Source organism: Streptomyces sp. NBC_01454, from assembly GCF_036227565.1.
In the GTDB taxonomy this organism is placed as follows: Bacteria; Actinomycetota; Actinomycetes; order Streptomycetales; family Streptomycetaceae; genus Streptomyces.
On the sequence record NZ_CP109460.1, the window covers coordinates 7,867,894 to 7,882,083 of the forward strand.

Sequence of the window (14,190 nt, forward strand, 5' to 3'; positions counted from 1 at the left end):
CGCGCCTGCCGGGCGGCGCATGTCCCGTCCCGAGTCGATTCCCGAGTCGATTCCCGAGTCGATTCCCGAGTCGACGCGTCCGTGCCGTTGCTGCTCAGGTAGTGGACCGGTGGGTCGGAGCCTTGCCGGAGAGCGCCGGCCCTGGGGTGTCGGTGAGGGGCGCATGGGCTTGGGCGGTCGGCTTCTTGGTCCGGTCCAGCCGTCGGGTTCGCGCGGTGACCAGCGCTGGGAGGGCGAGCGCGGAGGCCGCCGAGACGAGGCCGGCGAGGACCAGGGTGGACCGGGCGCCGAGGGCGTCGGACACCAGGCCGACGAGGGGGGCGCCGATGGGCGTTCCGCCGAGGAGCACGAGGAAGTAGACGGACATGACGCGGCCGCGCAGGTGCGGGTCGGCGTGCAACTGGGTCAGGGAGTTGGCGGTCGTGGTCACGGTCACCGAAGCGAAGCCGGTCGGGATCAGGAGGGCCAGGAACGTGCCGTAGCCGGGCATCAGGCCCGTCGCGGCTTCGAGTGTCCCGAACACAACCGTGGCGGTGATCAGGCGCTGTGCGGTGGGGGGCTGTCCGCGGCCGGCGCCGCGGAGCGCGCCGATGAGGCTGCCTGCGGCGTAGGCGGCCGAGAGGCAGCCGAAGGCGGCGGCACCGGAGTGGAAGACCGTGATCGCCATGAGGGAGGTGGTGATCTGGAAGTTGAGTCCGAAGGTGCCGACGAAGCCGATGACCGTGATCGGCAGGAGCAGTTCCCGGGTGGAGGTGAGGTGGCGGAAGACGTCGGGAAGCCGCGTCCCACGGTGCCGGGGCGGGCCTGGGCTGCTCAGTTCGGCGGTACGGATGGTGATCAGCCCGTACAGGACGGCCAGGTACGAGGCGGCGTTGAGGAAGAATACCGGGCCGGTGCCGGCGGCGGCGACGGTCAGGCCCGCGATGGCCGGGCCGAGGGTGCGGGCGATGTTGAACTGGGCGGAGTTCAGGCTGACCGCAGCGGGCACGCGCTCGCGGATGACCAGTTCGGAGATGAAGGCGTTGCGGGCGGGAGTGTCCATGGCGGTGGCGGTACCGAGGGCGAAGGCCAAGGCGTACACGGAGGGCAGGTTCACCGCCCCGGTGAGGGTCAGGACGCCGAGCAGCAGGGACTGCACCGCCATGGCTGTCTGCGTGATCAGCAGCAGTCGGCGCTTGGGGAAGCGATCGGCGAGGACGCCGCCGGTCAGCCCGAACAAGGTCTGGGGCAGGAACTGCAGTGCGGTCACGATGCCGACGGCACTGCCACTGTTGTCGGTGAGGTGGAGGACCAGCAGGTCCTGGGCGGCACGCTGCATCCAGGTGCCGATGTTGGAGGTCAGCTGTCCGATCAGGTAGCGGCGGAAGTTCCGGACGGTGAGCGTGGCGAGTGCCGTGCTCGCAGCTCTCTTCCTCCGACGCGTGCGGCCGGGGCGGCACGGGCTCATGACGCTTGGTGCACGGACATGCCGGCGACGGACGCCGCCGTTTCGTCGGCTGTCTCCACCTCGTCGACGTGGTGGAAGGTCGGGTGGGGGTGCATGAGGAACTGGTGGTGGGAGATGTTCCACGCGTAGGCGCCGGCCATGGCGAAGGCGACCCGGTCTCCGACGCACAGCCGTTCCACCGTGACCCCGCGGGCCAGGACGTCCTTGGGCGTGCAGAGTTGGCCGACCAGCGTCACCGGTTCGTCACGGGCCTGGGGACGGGGCCAGGGGCGAGACCAGGAATCGTCCGGAATCACCTCGAAGGGCTGGTCGTGCTGCTTGGCGGCAGGTGTGCGCAGGTGGTGGGTGCCGCCGCGCAGGACGGCGAACGCCTGGCCGTGGCTGCGTTTGACGTCCAGGACCTGGGTGACGTACCAGCCGCAGTAGACGGTGACCGATCGGCCGGGCTCGATGCGCAGCGTCAGTCCGGGACGGCGGGCCAGGGCCGTGCGCAGGCCGGCGCCGAAGGCCGGCCAGTCGAAGACCTGCCGCGGGCGGGCGTAGTCGACGCCCATCCCGCCGCCGATGTTGACCTCGGCCAGGTCGAGACTCCGTGTGCCGGCCCAGCCGCCTGCCCAGGCCAGGACCTCGTCGGCCAGGGCCAGTTGGGCGGGAGCGTCGAGCCCACTGGCCAGGTGGACGTGCAGGCCGCGCAGCCTGATGCGCCGGTCGGAGGCAATGATCGACAGACACCGGTCCAGATGTGTGGGATCCAGGCCGAAGGGGCTGGGCTGCCCGCCCATGGCGAGTGCGACCGGACCGAGCGCGACCGGCAGGTTGACGCGCAGGAGGACGTCGGCGGTGCGATCGCCCAGCACGGACGTCAGGAGGTGCAGCTCGTGTTCGCTTTCGATGTGCAGGCGTTGTACGCCCGCGTGCAGAGCGTGGGCCAGCTCGGCAGGTGTTTTGCCGGGGCCGCCGAAGGCGATCGGGGAATCGGGGAAGAGCCCGCGGACGTGGCGCAGTTCACCGCCGGAGGCCACTTCGAAGCCGTCGACGTGGTCGGCCAGTGCGTGCAACAACCTGGGGTCGGAGTTCGCCTTGGCGGCGTACAGCAGCTCGACACGATCCGGAAGTGCCGCCCGGATCGCGCGGACGTGCTCGCGCAGGCCCGGCAGGTCGTAGACATAGGCGGGCAGGTCGTCGTCGGACATCTGGCGTACGTGGTGCAGTACCGCGGGCCTCATCGTGCCACCTCCCGGGGGAAGTCCTCGCCGAGCGGGCTGGGCAGAGGGACGTAGGTGGCGTGTCGGTCGGCCTGGCGGGCCCAGCGCAGCAGGAGGTTGGCCTTGGCGGGCAGCGGTACGCCGGACAGCAGGGCGCGCAGCCGTGGCGGCTCGCCGGCGGTGCGGGCGTAGGCGGCGAGATGGTCGCGGACCAGGCCCCACAGGGCGGGCTCCCGCGCGGGCTCGAGGTCGGCCAGGGCTCCGAGCAGTTCGGCGATGTGATTGACGAGAAGGCAGTAGGCGACCCGGTTCCAGCCGCGCTCGGCATCGTAGGTGAGCGGCCCGCGGACGTCCTCGGGCAGGTCGGCGAGGGCGTGCCGGTGGTGGCCGGGCAGCACCTTGGTGCCCTCCAGGTCGCGGAAGAGCATCTGCGCCGGGGTTCCGTCGGCATGCACCCCGACGACGACGTTCTGGAGGTGGGGTTCGAGAACGATGCCGTGTTCGAAGTAGGCGGCCAGCACCGGCGGGAGCAGCAGCCGCAGGTAGGCGTCCCACCATGCCAGGACATCGCCGTCGCCGCGGTCGAGCAGGTGCGAGACGTGGGCGGTGCTGGTGGGGTACTCGTCCGCGATCGCGGCGGCGAGCAGGGGCGTCACCCCGGGGCGCAGGTGAGGGCGCAGTCCGGAGCGCACGACCACCGCGAGGCCCTCCAGCAGTGCGGTGTTGCCGTCGGTGTCCAGCGTGCGGTAGCCCGGTTCGGCCAGCAGCGCACAACGGGGGAATCGGTCGGCGAGAGCGGTGAATACGGGCTGGAGCAGCTGGTTGAGGGCAACGGTTCCGCGCAGTTCGTAACTGGCGTGCTTGCGCACGCAGTTGGTGAGCCGGACGTTCAGGCTGAACTTCAGGAAGGTGTCGGCATCCGGCTGGTACAGCGTGCGTACCGACGCGGTCGGTACCAGTTCCGGCCCGCGCACGCCGGTGTCGACCACATCGCCTGCGGCCAGCGCCTCCCGCAGCCGGTCGTTGGCCTGCAACAACCGGTACTGCCAGGGGTGTACCGGCAGTGTCAGGTAGCCCGGGTCGGCCGACGGACAGAGCGCGTCCAGCCTGTCCAGGTCGCCCTCCTCGCGCACGAGATGGCGGCGCACGGCCAGGTGCCGCAGGCGGAAGCGGGCGCCGGTCTCCGGTCCGTACGTCAGCCAGTCCTCCGGGTCTCCGGTGCGGGCCTTGGGCGTGGGGTGGAAGCGATGGCCGAACACCAGGGACTGTTCCGAAGAGAGATAGGGGTCCGTCTGCCGGGGCCGGTGGGAACGCTGTTCCAGGGCGGTACGGATGGTCTCGCGGCTGTCGGCGACCTGTGCCAGGAATTCCTCGTTGGCGATGCCGGTGCGCAGCTCCAGTTCGTTCTGAACGTAGCCGGCCAGCTCCCGCCAGCTGACCGTCACCCAGGCATCGTCCTCGAACCGCTGCACCGGGCCGTGGAAGCGGTGGGTGCCGATCAGCGAGATCCGGCGCAGCCGGGCGCGCAGCAGGAGGTGACGGCGGGGCAGGCGGAGCAGTAAGTGGTCCTGGTCGACGGTTACTTGATGCTCGGGGGCGGATACCTCGCGGATCAGGCAGTTGAGCAGCGTGTGGACGGTGACGGTGTCGGCGGTCTGCTCGGCCCGGTCGTCGGGCAGTGTCGTAGGGGTGGCGGTGACGTCGTGTGTCGTGGAGGTGGTCATGCCGTAGCTCCCATGCGTACGAACTCGGTGCGTCAGCGGGTGAGTGTGTGAGTGGTGAGGGCGTGGGAACGTGCGCGCGCCAGGGGGTTGGGGACGGGAGTCCACAGCGCCTTGCCCGGGTTGTCGGCCAGGCGCATGGCGATGGTCGCCTTCAACGGAAGCGTGTCGCCGAAGAACGCGGCCGCGTCCCCGTCATCCGGAAGGTCGGCGTACACCCGTCGGCCGACGTCGGCCACCGCGGCCCACAGCACCGTGGGATCCGCCGCCCGGGTGCGGGCGAGGACATCGACCAGCTCGCTGAGGACCCCGCTGAGCAGGCCGCCGAACAGCTTGGTGCGCAGCGCCTCCACATCGTCGCCGGCGCGGGTGCCGGACAGCGGCGGCAGCGTGAATCCGCACCGGGCCAGCCTGCGCGGGCTGATCCGTACGCCGTCCAGATCCCGGTACAGCACTCGCACCGGCCGCCCGTTCCGCAGCACGACGAGCGTGTTCTGGCCGTGCGCCTCCAGAGCCACCCCCATGGACAGCAGCGTCAGCGCGGGCGGCAGGACAAGCCCGGCGAAGTCTGCCAGCCAACGCACCGGATCACCCGCCACCACGGCCGCTCCCGTGGCGTGTACCGCTGTGAGCGGGACGGCGATCTCCCCGTCGTCGAGGTGGCGCTCGGAGGACTCCCTGATCATCGCCGCCAGGCTCGCGGACGCCTGCCCGCCCACGCGCACCGCGCCCCCGCCCAGCTCGCGCAGCACCCGCAGGCTGTCGCCGTACCCCGCCTTGTCGAGGACATCCGTGACCAGGTCCGACAGGGGCGGGCCATCGGCGACCTCGGCGGGAGAGATGGTGCGCCGGTAGTTGGTGACCTGCACGTCGAGCGCCGTCTTGATGTGGCAGCCCGGCAGAACGTCCAGTGGAGCGAGGGTGCGCAGCGACAGCAGTGGACGGGCCGGGATGGTGGGTTGCGCCATGGCCAGCTCGGGGTGGTGTACGAGTACGTGGTCCCGCTGCCACGGGTGTACCGGCACCAGGACCGTGTCGCCGTCACGCAGCTCCTCAGGCCACTGGCCGGAACTCTGCCAGCGTTCGACCGGAACGGCGAGCAGGGCCAACTGCACGACGGGGTGGTGCTCGGGCGCGTAAGCGAGCACCTCGGCGACCGACATGCCGGTACGGGTACGGCAGCACGGGTGCTGCGGGTGGCCATCGACGACCGCCTGTTCGGCGTCGGCCGAATCGGCGAGCGCCCCGATTCCCCTGGCGTTCGCAGCGCGGGCCAGAGCCAGGTTGACCACGCTGTTGTCGAGCTCGGCCGCCAGCCGCTGCGCGGCGGGAGTCCGCAGCCCCAGCGCTGCCAGCAGCTCCGTCGGTTCGCTGACCGGCCCGTCGGGCCCGGTCACGGTGAAGCCCTCCTGCACCTGGGCAAACCGTCGTGAGCAGGAGTCGGCCGCGGAGAGCGGGCCGCCGTGCTGCAGAGAGACCACTAAGGTGTCCGTCTCCCGGCGACGGCCGCTCACCCCGGGCAGGGGTTCTCGCGCGAAGGCCCCCCACAGCCGGCCGAGCACGGCTGCGCGCGCTCCCGGCAGTGCAGTCGTGAACGGTTCCACCAGGTCCGGGCGCACACGGCGCAGTTCGTCGATCGTGCGCAGTTCGTCATTCGTCGTCTGGCGCATCGTCACCGTCCAGGTCCGAAGGGGATGGGGAGATCGGCACATGTGCAGGGGTTCGGCATGACTATTCCAGGGAGATGTGGGGGGACTTGTTCCGCTCGGAGCTCTTGTGGCCCGGTCTGTGCCTCGACACTACGGGACGGCGTTTAAGGGAATGGCCAGCAGAAATACAGCGAGAACCTCGCGAATGATCAGGTGACGCCGATTCCTTTCTGATTCCAGGCGGCCTCGATGCGTAGTCCGTGCTGTTCATGACAGAGGTACTGGATCGAGTTGCGCCGAATCCGGAAGTGGTTGCAGGCGATCGAATGCGTCAATTCGTTGAATCCGTGGCCGGAATTCGCTGAATCCTGGCCGTGCTTGCTCCTCAGTCGGCCCCGGGCCGGCCAACCGTCCGACTCATTGCACCTTCGGATTCTTAACTCTCCCTTACTGAATGCTGTCGGAGTGCTGGATGTTCCGGTAACCCCCGTCCGGCGGCTGCGCCATTCGGTGGATGCCCAGGCCACCACCGAGGCGTGTGCCGGTAGCACAGCACCGTACGGACTTGGGAAAGATCGTGACTCGGGGGAAGGTTCCGGCGGTTGCGGCCTGACGTTTGCGAACCTGAAGGCATGCATGTGCTGCTGATCGAAGACGACGACCGGGTGGCCGGACCGTTGATGGAGGGCCTGGACCGCTTCGGGTTCACCGTGGAACACGCCCGCAACGGCACCGACGGCCTGTCCGCACCGGAACCGGCGATGGTGTTGTTGGACCTGGGGCTGCCCGATATGGACGGCATCGACGTCTGCCGTGCGCTGCGCGCCCGGTCTTCCGTACCGATCATCATGATCACTGCCAGGGACGACGAGGTGGACCGGGTGCTCGGTCTGGAGCTGGGCGCGGACGACTACGTTTCCAAGCCGTTCGGCGTGCGGGAACTGGTGGCCCGGATCCGCGCCGTCACCCGCCGCACCCTGGCGCCGGACCCGGCTTCGGGCGGTACGGATCCCGGGGCGTCTCGCGGCACGGCCGAGGCGGGGGCACTCGGCGCCCAGCGGATCGGCCCGCTGACCATCGACCACCGCACCCGGCAAGTCCGTCTGCACCAATCGTCGATCGCCCTGGCCCCCAAGGAGTTCGACCTGCTCGTCTGCCTCGCCGAAGACCCCGGAGCCGTCTGCTCCCGCCAGCAAATCCTCGATACGGCCTGGGAACCCAACTACTTCGGCCCCACCAAGACCCTGGACGTCCACATCGCCGCGCTGCGCCGCAAACTAGGCGACTCCTCCTGGATCGAGAACATCCGCGGCATCGGTTTCCGCCTGGTTCCGCCGGCCGATCGCGACGGAACCTCTAACCCACCGCCTGGACTCGACGGAGGCACCCGGTGACCCGTCGCCTCGTATGCAGCTACCTCAGCCTCATGCTGCTCGTCCTCCTCGCCCTCGAAGTGCCGTTCGGCTTCGTCTACGGCCGCGGTGAGCTGTCCCGCTTCTCCAGCTCGGCGGAACAGGGCGCGATGACGCTCGCCGACGTCTGTGAGGAGAAGCTCGAACGGGGACTGGCAGCCGAGCTGCCAGAGCTCGCCCGCAACTACAGCCGGCGTACCGGCAGCCGTGTGATCGTCGCCGACCGGAACGGCATCGTCCGCACGGACACCGACCACGCCCCCGCCGCCACCACCGTCGGCAAAGACCTGTCCGCCGAGCCTGACATCGCCACCGCACTGCACAATCAGCCCGTCATCGAGACCCGCGACGCCCCGGCCTCGGACGGCGAGGCCCTGTTCGCCACGGTCCCCAAAACCTCCGGCGCCGACAACGCCGTCACCTGCGTCGTACGGGCCCTCCACCCCCTCGACTCGCTCACCGAGAAGGTCCACACCACCTGGGCGGTACTCGCCGCCGTCGGACTGGGGGTACTGGCCGCCGTCGCCGTGATCGGGTTCGCGCTCGCCCGCTCGATCACCCGTCCCATCCGGGCCCTGGAACGCGCCACCGCACAACTCGCAGACGGCCGCCTCACCGATCCCCCGGCCACCGATCACGGACCGCCTGAACTGCGTCGATTATCTGCCTCGTTCACCCGGACCGCGACGCGACTCCAGCACCTGCTCCGCGCCCAGCAGGCATTCGCCTCCGAGGCATCACACCAGCTCAAAACCCCGCTGACCGCCCTGCGCCTGCGCCTGGAGAACTTTGAGCCCCACCTCGCCCCCAGCGCACAAGGCAGCCTCGACGAAGCACTCGCGGAAGTGGAACGGCTCAGCCGTATGGTCCAAGGGCTGCTCGCCCTGGCCCGACTGGAGAACTCCGCCATCACACCCGAGGCCACGGACCTCGACAGCGTGGTCGCCGACCGCGCCGCCATCTGGACAGCCTTCGCCGGCGAACAAGGCGTCGACATCACCGTGACCGGGGCGAAAGCCGGTCATGTCTGGGCGGTCCCGGGCGCGCTCGACGGGATCATCGACAACCTGCTCTCCAACGCGCTGCGCGCATCCCCGCCGGGAACAGCCATCACCTTGACCACCGTCGCTGCCCCCGGCGACGGCGGCCGCATGCCGCCGATGGTCGAGCTGCACGTCGTTGACGAGGGCCCCGGCATGACCGGAACCGAACGGCAGCGCGCCTTCGACCGGTTCTGGCGCGCAGCTGATGCCCACCACGATGGCACCGGCCTGGGTCTTCCCATGGTCCGGCAACTCACCCGGGCCTGCGGTGGCAAGGTCTCCCTGCACGCAGCACCCCGCGGCGGCCTCGACGCCGCCGTCCGCCTCCGCCCCGCCCGTGCCGCACCCACCCGTATGGGGGCGCGGGCCGAGACAGAGCGCGGACCTGTCACCGAAGGCAGGTCTGCTGCCACTCGATCGACGACATGTTCAGCGCGGCTTCCGCGAGGGCCTGCGCCGAGGCGGACTTGAGGCCGGCCAGGCCGGCGTCGATCCAGTTCTGAACGATGCTGCATCACTGCTCGCGGTATTCGGCGGCCTGGATCAGGCATTCCAGCTTGTCGGCGTCGTGGGCCACGAGACCTCAAGGGAGTCGCCGTTCCCGTACTCGTCGACGACGCGCTGAACTCCAGCGGCGACGGAGGGGGGAGCGGCAGAGACTTGGTCGGCGGTGACCCTTTCGTTCGAGGCCGCTTCCGGGTAGCGGCGTCCGGAGTGCGGGATATCGCCGACGCGGGTCTCCTGGGTGTCATGGTGCGTGGTCGTCCCGTCCGACATGGCGCCTCCGGTGTCAGTGCTGGTGATCGCGTAGAACGCAATGCCCGGCGTCCAGTTCGGCACACGGTCGCCACGACGGGCGAGGGCGGCAGCAGTAGAACGTGCCTCTGCCCAACGCCGGATTGCTCGGCGGGAGCGGTCCGTGGACAAGAACCGGCCCGCCAACTGCTGCAGCACGTCTGTCCCGTGGCGTAGCCACGGGCGAGCAACGCCCGGTTGCCGGCCGGCGACAGTCGGCTCAGCAGGGGATGCGGAGGGTGACGGCGGCGCCGTGTTCGGTGTTCTCGGCGTGGGCGGTGCCGCCGTGGGAGGCGGCGACGGCGGCGACGAAGGCGAGGCCGAGGCCGGATCCGGGGCTGGTGCGGCTGGCTTCGGCGCGGGTGAAGCGGTCGAACGCGGTGGGGAGGAAGTCGGCGGGGAAGCCGGGGCCTTCGTCGGCGACCGTGAGGTGGAGCGTGTGGTCGTGGGCGGTGGCGGTGATGTGGATGGCGCCGGTGCTGTAGCGCAGGGCGTTGTTGACGAGGTTGGACACGGCGGGGCGGATCCATCGGGTGTCCACGTCCACGGTGGCGGGCGGGGCGTCGACGGTGAGGGTGCGGTGGTCACGTGCGGCGGTCGGGCGGTAGGGGGCGAGGGCTGCGGTGACCAGTTCGGGGAGATCGGCGGCGGTGCGGGTGAGGTGTGCGGTGCCGCTGAGTTCTTCGAGGTCCAGGAGGGCGTTGGACAGGTCGATCAGCCGCTGGACCTCGGCGTCGACCGAGCGGAGGGTGTCGGTGAGTTCGGCCGCGGTGCGCGGCCGGTGCAGGGCGACGTCGAGTTCGGCGCGCAGCAGGGAGAGCGGGGTGCGCAGCTCGTGGCTGGCGTCGGCGAGGAAGCGGCGTTCGTGTGCGGCGGCGGCTTCGAGGCGGTCGAGCATCCGGTTGAGGGTGTGTCCGAGCCGGGTGAGTTCGTCGTCGCGGTCCTCGGGGACGGGCAGCCGTACGCCGGACGCGCCGTCGGCCAGGGTCGCTGCACGGCGCCGGTAGCGCTCGACGGGGCCCAGGGCGGCGCGGGCGGTGCGGTAGCCGACGTAGGAGGCGGCGAGCAGGGTGAGTCCGGCGGCGATGCCGAGCTGGGCGAGCAGTTCGCGCAGAGCCTCGTCGCGGTGGCCGCGGCGCAGGGCCGCGACGGCGATCACGGTGTGGTGGTCGGGCAGGCGGACCCGCTGGGCCTCCAGCCGCAGGGTGTGCGGGTCGAGCGGCAGCAGCCCGCCGATGTCGCGGTGGATGGTGGCGCCGTCGACGGCGGCGGCGACCTGGGCCGGGGCGAGGAGCTGTTCTTTGCGGACGAGGTTGCTGGCCTTGACGATGTGGCCGTGGGGGTCCAGGAGCTGGTAAGCGCTGCCGTCGGGGCCTTGCGGCGGCCGGCCGGCGCGCAGGGTGGTCATCAGGGTGTGGTGGTAGGTGGCCACGTCCGCGTTGAGCTGCTGGTCCAGGGCGCTTTGGACCCGCCAGTACACCAGGGCGGTGGCTCCGCCGAGGACGAGGGACATGGCGGCGGCGACGGCGAGGACCAGGCGGAGCACGATGGGCAGCCGGCGCGGCAGGCTCAGGATCCGGGGGCGGCGGCCCGGCTCGGTCGCGCCGTCCGGGGGTGTCATGGCCGGGTCTCCAGGCGATAGCCCGTGCCGCGCAGGGTGGTGATGCTGGCCCGGCCGAAGGGCTTGTCGATCTTCGCGCGGAGCTTGGAGATGTGCACGTCGATGGCGTTGCTGTGCAGGTCCACCTCGCCGTCCCACACCTCGTCCAGCAATCGGGCCCGGCTGACCACGCGTCCGGCGTTGTCCATGAGCACCGAGAGCACGGCGAACTCCCGGCGCGACAGTTCCAGCTCAGTGTCCGCTCGCCAGGCGCGCTGCTGCTCGGGGTCCAGAGTCAGGTCGCCGACCTCCAGCCGTCCGGTGAGGGCGGGCCGACGGCGGGAGACGGCGCGCAGCCGGGCGTGCAGTTCCTCCATGGCGAAGGGCTTGACCAGGTAGTCGTCGGCGCCGGCGTCCAGGCCGGCGACGCGCTCGCTGATCGCGCTGCGGGCGGTCAGCAGCACCACGGGCACGTCGCTGCCCTCCCGGCGCAGGGTGCGGCAGACCGCTACGCCGTCCATGCCGGGCAGCATCACGTCCATGACGACGGCGTCCACCCGAGGGTCGCGGGCAGCATCGAGGCCGCCGGGACCGTCGTAGCGGCTCTCGGCGGTGTGTCCGGACTCGCGCAGGTAGCGGACGATCAGGTCGGCGAGCTTGACCTCGTCTTCGACGACCAGGAAATGCACGGCGGAAGAGTAACCCGGCGGGTACGGCCGATGACACGGGCCATGGTGCACGGGCAGCGGACGGCAAACCTTCATGGTCCGTTAATGCGTGATCTCTAGCGTGCGTCGCCTTACGGCAGTAAGCGGCCCGGACCGCCACGGGTCTCGGACGCTGCCGGGAACGGAGACCACACACCCATGCCCGCCCCGACAATCACGCTCGCCGGCAAGAGTCTCGCCGAGGCGCTGACAGTGGGAGACCTGACGGCGCGTGCCGGACTGGACGTGCTCGCCCTGTTGGTGCTGGTCGGCTGGCTGTACCGGCGTCGCCGCACGGGGCCGGAGATGCCGCTGGCGCTGACCGCGCTCAACCTCGGACTGTTCGCCGCGATGACCGCGATCAGCGCCGGGAAGTTCCCGGCCGGCGTGGGCTTCGGACTCTTCGGCATCCTGTCGCTGGTCCGGCTTCGCAGCGCCGCGTTCACGGTCAGGGACGTCGCGTACGCCTTCGTCGCGCTGGTGATCGCCCTGGGAGACGGGCTGCCGCAGCGTGAGACATGGCTGGTCATCGGCGTGGACGTGGTGCTGCTCGCCGCGGTCCTGCTGGTCGACGACCCGGCCGCCCACCAGCCCACCCGCACGACGAAGATCACCCTGGACCGTGTCTACCGCGACGCGGACGAGATCCGCGACGATCTGGCGGCCCGGCTCGGCGCCGCACCGCTCGCTGTCGAGGTCGACGAGATCGACTACGTGCGCGAGACGACCCGGGTTTCCGCCCGGTATCCCGTGGAGGAGACCGCGCAGGTCTTCCTCCCCGGGCCGCGGGACGCGCATCCGCTCTCCCCGGTCTCCGTCGAGGCGGCCGACGGGAAGTCGCTGTGAGCGCCGGGACTGCCGTGCACGCCGGGGCGGCCCCGGTCGCGGACCTGGCCGAGGCGTCCGGTGCCCGCGCACGTCTCACCGAGCGGCTCGGGCTGGACGCCCTGCGGGATGCCTCGCTCGCCGAGATCGACGCCGCGGCCGCACTCCAGCACCGGGTCGACCGCAAGTACCTCGTCCCGGCCGACTCGGCGGCCCGCCTGGTGGCCGTGCTCGCGGACACCCACCGGGTCCTGGAGATAGGCGGCCGACGCACCACCGACTACCGCAGCACCTACTTCGACACGGCCGACCTGGCCGCGTGGCGCGCGCACGTCCAGGGGCGCCGCCGCCGGTGGAAGGTGCGCACCCGGCTGTACGCCGAGGACCGGCTGTGCCGCATCGAGGTCAAGACCAAGGACGGCCGCGGCGCCACCGTCAAGCACGCGCTGGCCGTGGACGCGGAAGCATACGGCCGGCTGGACGTGGGCAGCAGGGCAGCGGTCTTCGTCGACCGGATGCTGGGCGACAACCGGACCGCCGTGACCGCCGCCGACCTCGCCCCGGCCGGGGAGGTCCGCTACGTACGGGCTGCCCTCGCCGACCTCGAAGCGGGCACCCGGGTCACCCTGGACGCCCTGCTCGCCTGCCACCGCGACGACCGGACGGCCGCGCTCGACCCCGGCTACGTCCTGATCGAGACCAAGGGCGGCCCCCGTCCGGCCGCCGCCGACCGGCACTTGCTCGCCCTGGGCGCCCGGCCGGTGTCCCTGAGCAAGTACGTCATCGGGCTGTCGCTGCTCGTACCGGGACTGCCCGACAACGACGTCCGCCGCCTGGCCCGTACCCGATTCCACACGCACCCGCGCAGCGCCGTGCTCCGCGCCGCCGACCGCACCGGAAGGAACACCCCCGCATGAACAGCACGAGCATCAAGGGCTCCCGCCGCCTGAAGTGGCAGTACCCCGTGATCGCCGTCGTCGCCGCAGGCGCCGCAGGCTTCGGCCTCATGCACGCCTCGGCCGCGCCCGCCGCGGCGAAGAAGAAGCCCGGCGCCACCGCACTGATCAAGAAGAACCCCCCGCCCGCGCTCTTCTCCGACGCCGACGTAGCCGCCCTGGCCAGGCAGCGCCAGGCACAGAAGAGCACCGCGGACGCCCTGTTCGCCCAGTGGAAGAAGGCCCACGGCTCCGAGCGCAACGACCGCGCCTTCGCGGCCTGGGCCGAGAAGCAGGTGCCCGCCCCGCCCGCCAAGGCGGCCCGCACCGCCGAACTCCACCAGGTGCAACAGCTCGCCAAGACCCGCACCGCGGCAGGGAAGAAGGCCGCGACCTGGCTGGAGCTCTACGGCAAGAAGGACATCTGGAAGCTCTACCTGCACGACCAGCGCGAGCTCATTTCCCGGAGCCAAGGGGACGTGGAGAAGGCCCGGTTGAAGGCCGCCCTCAAACTCGCCAAGACGATCACCGACCAGGTGGCGGCCCGCGACAAGCAGCCGGCGCCCTACGTCCTCGACCCGTCGCTGCGCCCCGACAAGCACCTCACCGCCGGGCAGAAGGGCCCCTACTCCTACCCCTCGCGTCACGCCGCCAGGGCCGGCGCCGCGGTCACGCTCCTCAGCGACTGGGCTCCGCACCGGGCCGAGGACTACCAGGCGATGGCCGCCCAGATCGTCTACTCCCGCACCTACATGGCCGGCCACGTGCCCAGCGACCTCACCGCCGGCACCCTGGTCGGTGACCTCGTCGGCGACTACCTGCTGAACGCTGCGGCCGGCACGGGCAGTTAG

General features: G+C 70.9%; 12 protein-coding genes. 5 read left to right on the forward strand and 7 right to left on the reverse strand.

What is annotated here, in order from left to right; genetic code table 11:
* Positions 1–94: 94 nt before the first annotated feature.
* The 4 genes from OIU81_RS34675 to OIU81_RS34690 are packed head-to-tail and all read right to left on the reverse strand — an operon-like array spanning position 95 to position 6,043.
* Positions 95–1,447: an MFS transporter gene (locus tag OIU81_RS34675; protein ID WP_329154217.1), complete on the reverse strand. Its 1,353-nt coding sequence runs from the start codon at positions 1,445–1,447 to the stop codon at positions 95–97.
* The gene (locus tag OIU81_RS34680) at positions 1,444–2,673 is read right to left on the reverse strand and encodes a type III PLP-dependent enzyme (protein ID WP_329154219.1); all 1,230 of its coding nucleotides are present in this window, start codon (positions 2,671–2,673) and stop codon (positions 1,444–1,446) included. Before OIU81_RS34680 ends, OIU81_RS34675 begins: the two co-directional genes overlap by 4 nt.
* Positions 2,670–4,376: an IucA/IucC family protein gene (locus OIU81_RS34685; RefSeq protein ID WP_329154220.1), complete on the reverse strand. Its 1,707-nt coding sequence runs from the start codon at positions 4,374–4,376 to the stop codon at positions 2,670–2,672. The genes OIU81_RS34680 and OIU81_RS34685 overlap by 4 nt, the downstream gene beginning before the upstream one ends.
* A gap of 32 nt (positions 4,377–4,408) precedes the next feature.
* The gene (locus OIU81_RS34690) at positions 4,409–6,043 is read right to left on the reverse strand and encodes an IucA/IucC family protein (RefSeq protein ID WP_329154222.1); all 1,635 of its coding nucleotides are present in this window, start codon (positions 6,041–6,043) and stop codon (positions 4,409–4,411) included.
* 611 nt (positions 6,044–6,654) lie between these two features.
* On the opposite strand from OIU81_RS34690, the gene OIU81_RS34695 reads away from it, so the two are divergent.
* The gene (locus tag OIU81_RS34695) at positions 6,655–7,416 is read left to right on the forward strand and encodes a response regulator transcription factor (RefSeq protein WP_329154225.1); all 762 of its coding nucleotides are present in this window, start codon (positions 6,655–6,657) and stop codon (positions 7,414–7,416) included.
* On the forward strand, positions 7,413–8,948 hold the full coding sequence (locus OIU81_RS34700) for a sensor histidine kinase (RefSeq protein ID WP_329154226.1): 1,536 nt from the start codon (positions 7,413–7,415) through the stop codon (positions 8,946–8,948). The genes OIU81_RS34695 and OIU81_RS34700 overlap by 4 nt, the downstream gene beginning before the upstream one ends.
* A gap of 72 nt (positions 8,949–9,020) precedes the next feature.
* On the opposite strand, the gene OIU81_RS34705 is transcribed toward OIU81_RS34700, so the two are convergent.
* The 3 genes from OIU81_RS34705 to OIU81_RS34715 form a co-directional block, all read right to left on the reverse strand.
* Entirely contained in the window at positions 9,021–9,254 is a 234-nt protein-coding gene (locus OIU81_RS34705; RefSeq protein ID WP_329154228.1) for a hypothetical protein, read from the reverse strand.
* A gap of 238 nt (positions 9,255–9,492) precedes the next feature.
* Positions 9,493–10,893: a sensor histidine kinase gene (locus tag OIU81_RS34710; RefSeq protein WP_329154230.1), complete on the reverse strand. Its 1,401-nt coding sequence runs from the start codon at positions 10,891–10,893 to the stop codon at positions 9,493–9,495.
* The gene (locus OIU81_RS34715; protein WP_329154232.1) at positions 10,890–11,561 is read right to left on the reverse strand and encodes a response regulator transcription factor; all 672 of its coding nucleotides are present in this window, start codon (positions 11,559–11,561) and stop codon (positions 10,890–10,892) included. Before OIU81_RS34715 ends, OIU81_RS34710 begins: the two co-directional genes overlap by 4 nt.
* Positions 11,562–11,738: 177 nt before the next feature.
* Here OIU81_RS34715 and OIU81_RS34720 point away from each other — a divergent pair, with 177 nt between their 5' ends.
* The 3 genes from OIU81_RS34720 to OIU81_RS34730 are packed head-to-tail and all read left to right on the forward strand — an operon-like array spanning position 11,739 to position 14,190.
* Positions 11,739–12,425, forward strand: a complete 687-nt coding sequence (locus tag OIU81_RS34720; protein ID WP_329154234.1) for a DUF4956 domain-containing protein — start codon at positions 11,739–11,741, stop codon at positions 12,423–12,425.
* Positions 12,422–13,321: a polyphosphate polymerase domain-containing protein gene (locus OIU81_RS34725; RefSeq protein WP_329154235.1), complete on the forward strand. Its 900-nt coding sequence runs from the start codon at positions 12,422–12,424 to the stop codon at positions 13,319–13,321. The genes OIU81_RS34720 and OIU81_RS34725 overlap by 4 nt, the downstream gene beginning before the upstream one ends.
* The gene (locus OIU81_RS34730) at positions 13,318–14,190 is read left to right on the forward strand and encodes a phosphatase PAP2 family protein (protein WP_329154236.1); all 873 of its coding nucleotides are present in this window, start codon (positions 13,318–13,320) and stop codon (positions 14,188–14,190) included. Before OIU81_RS34725 ends, OIU81_RS34730 begins: the two co-directional genes overlap by 4 nt.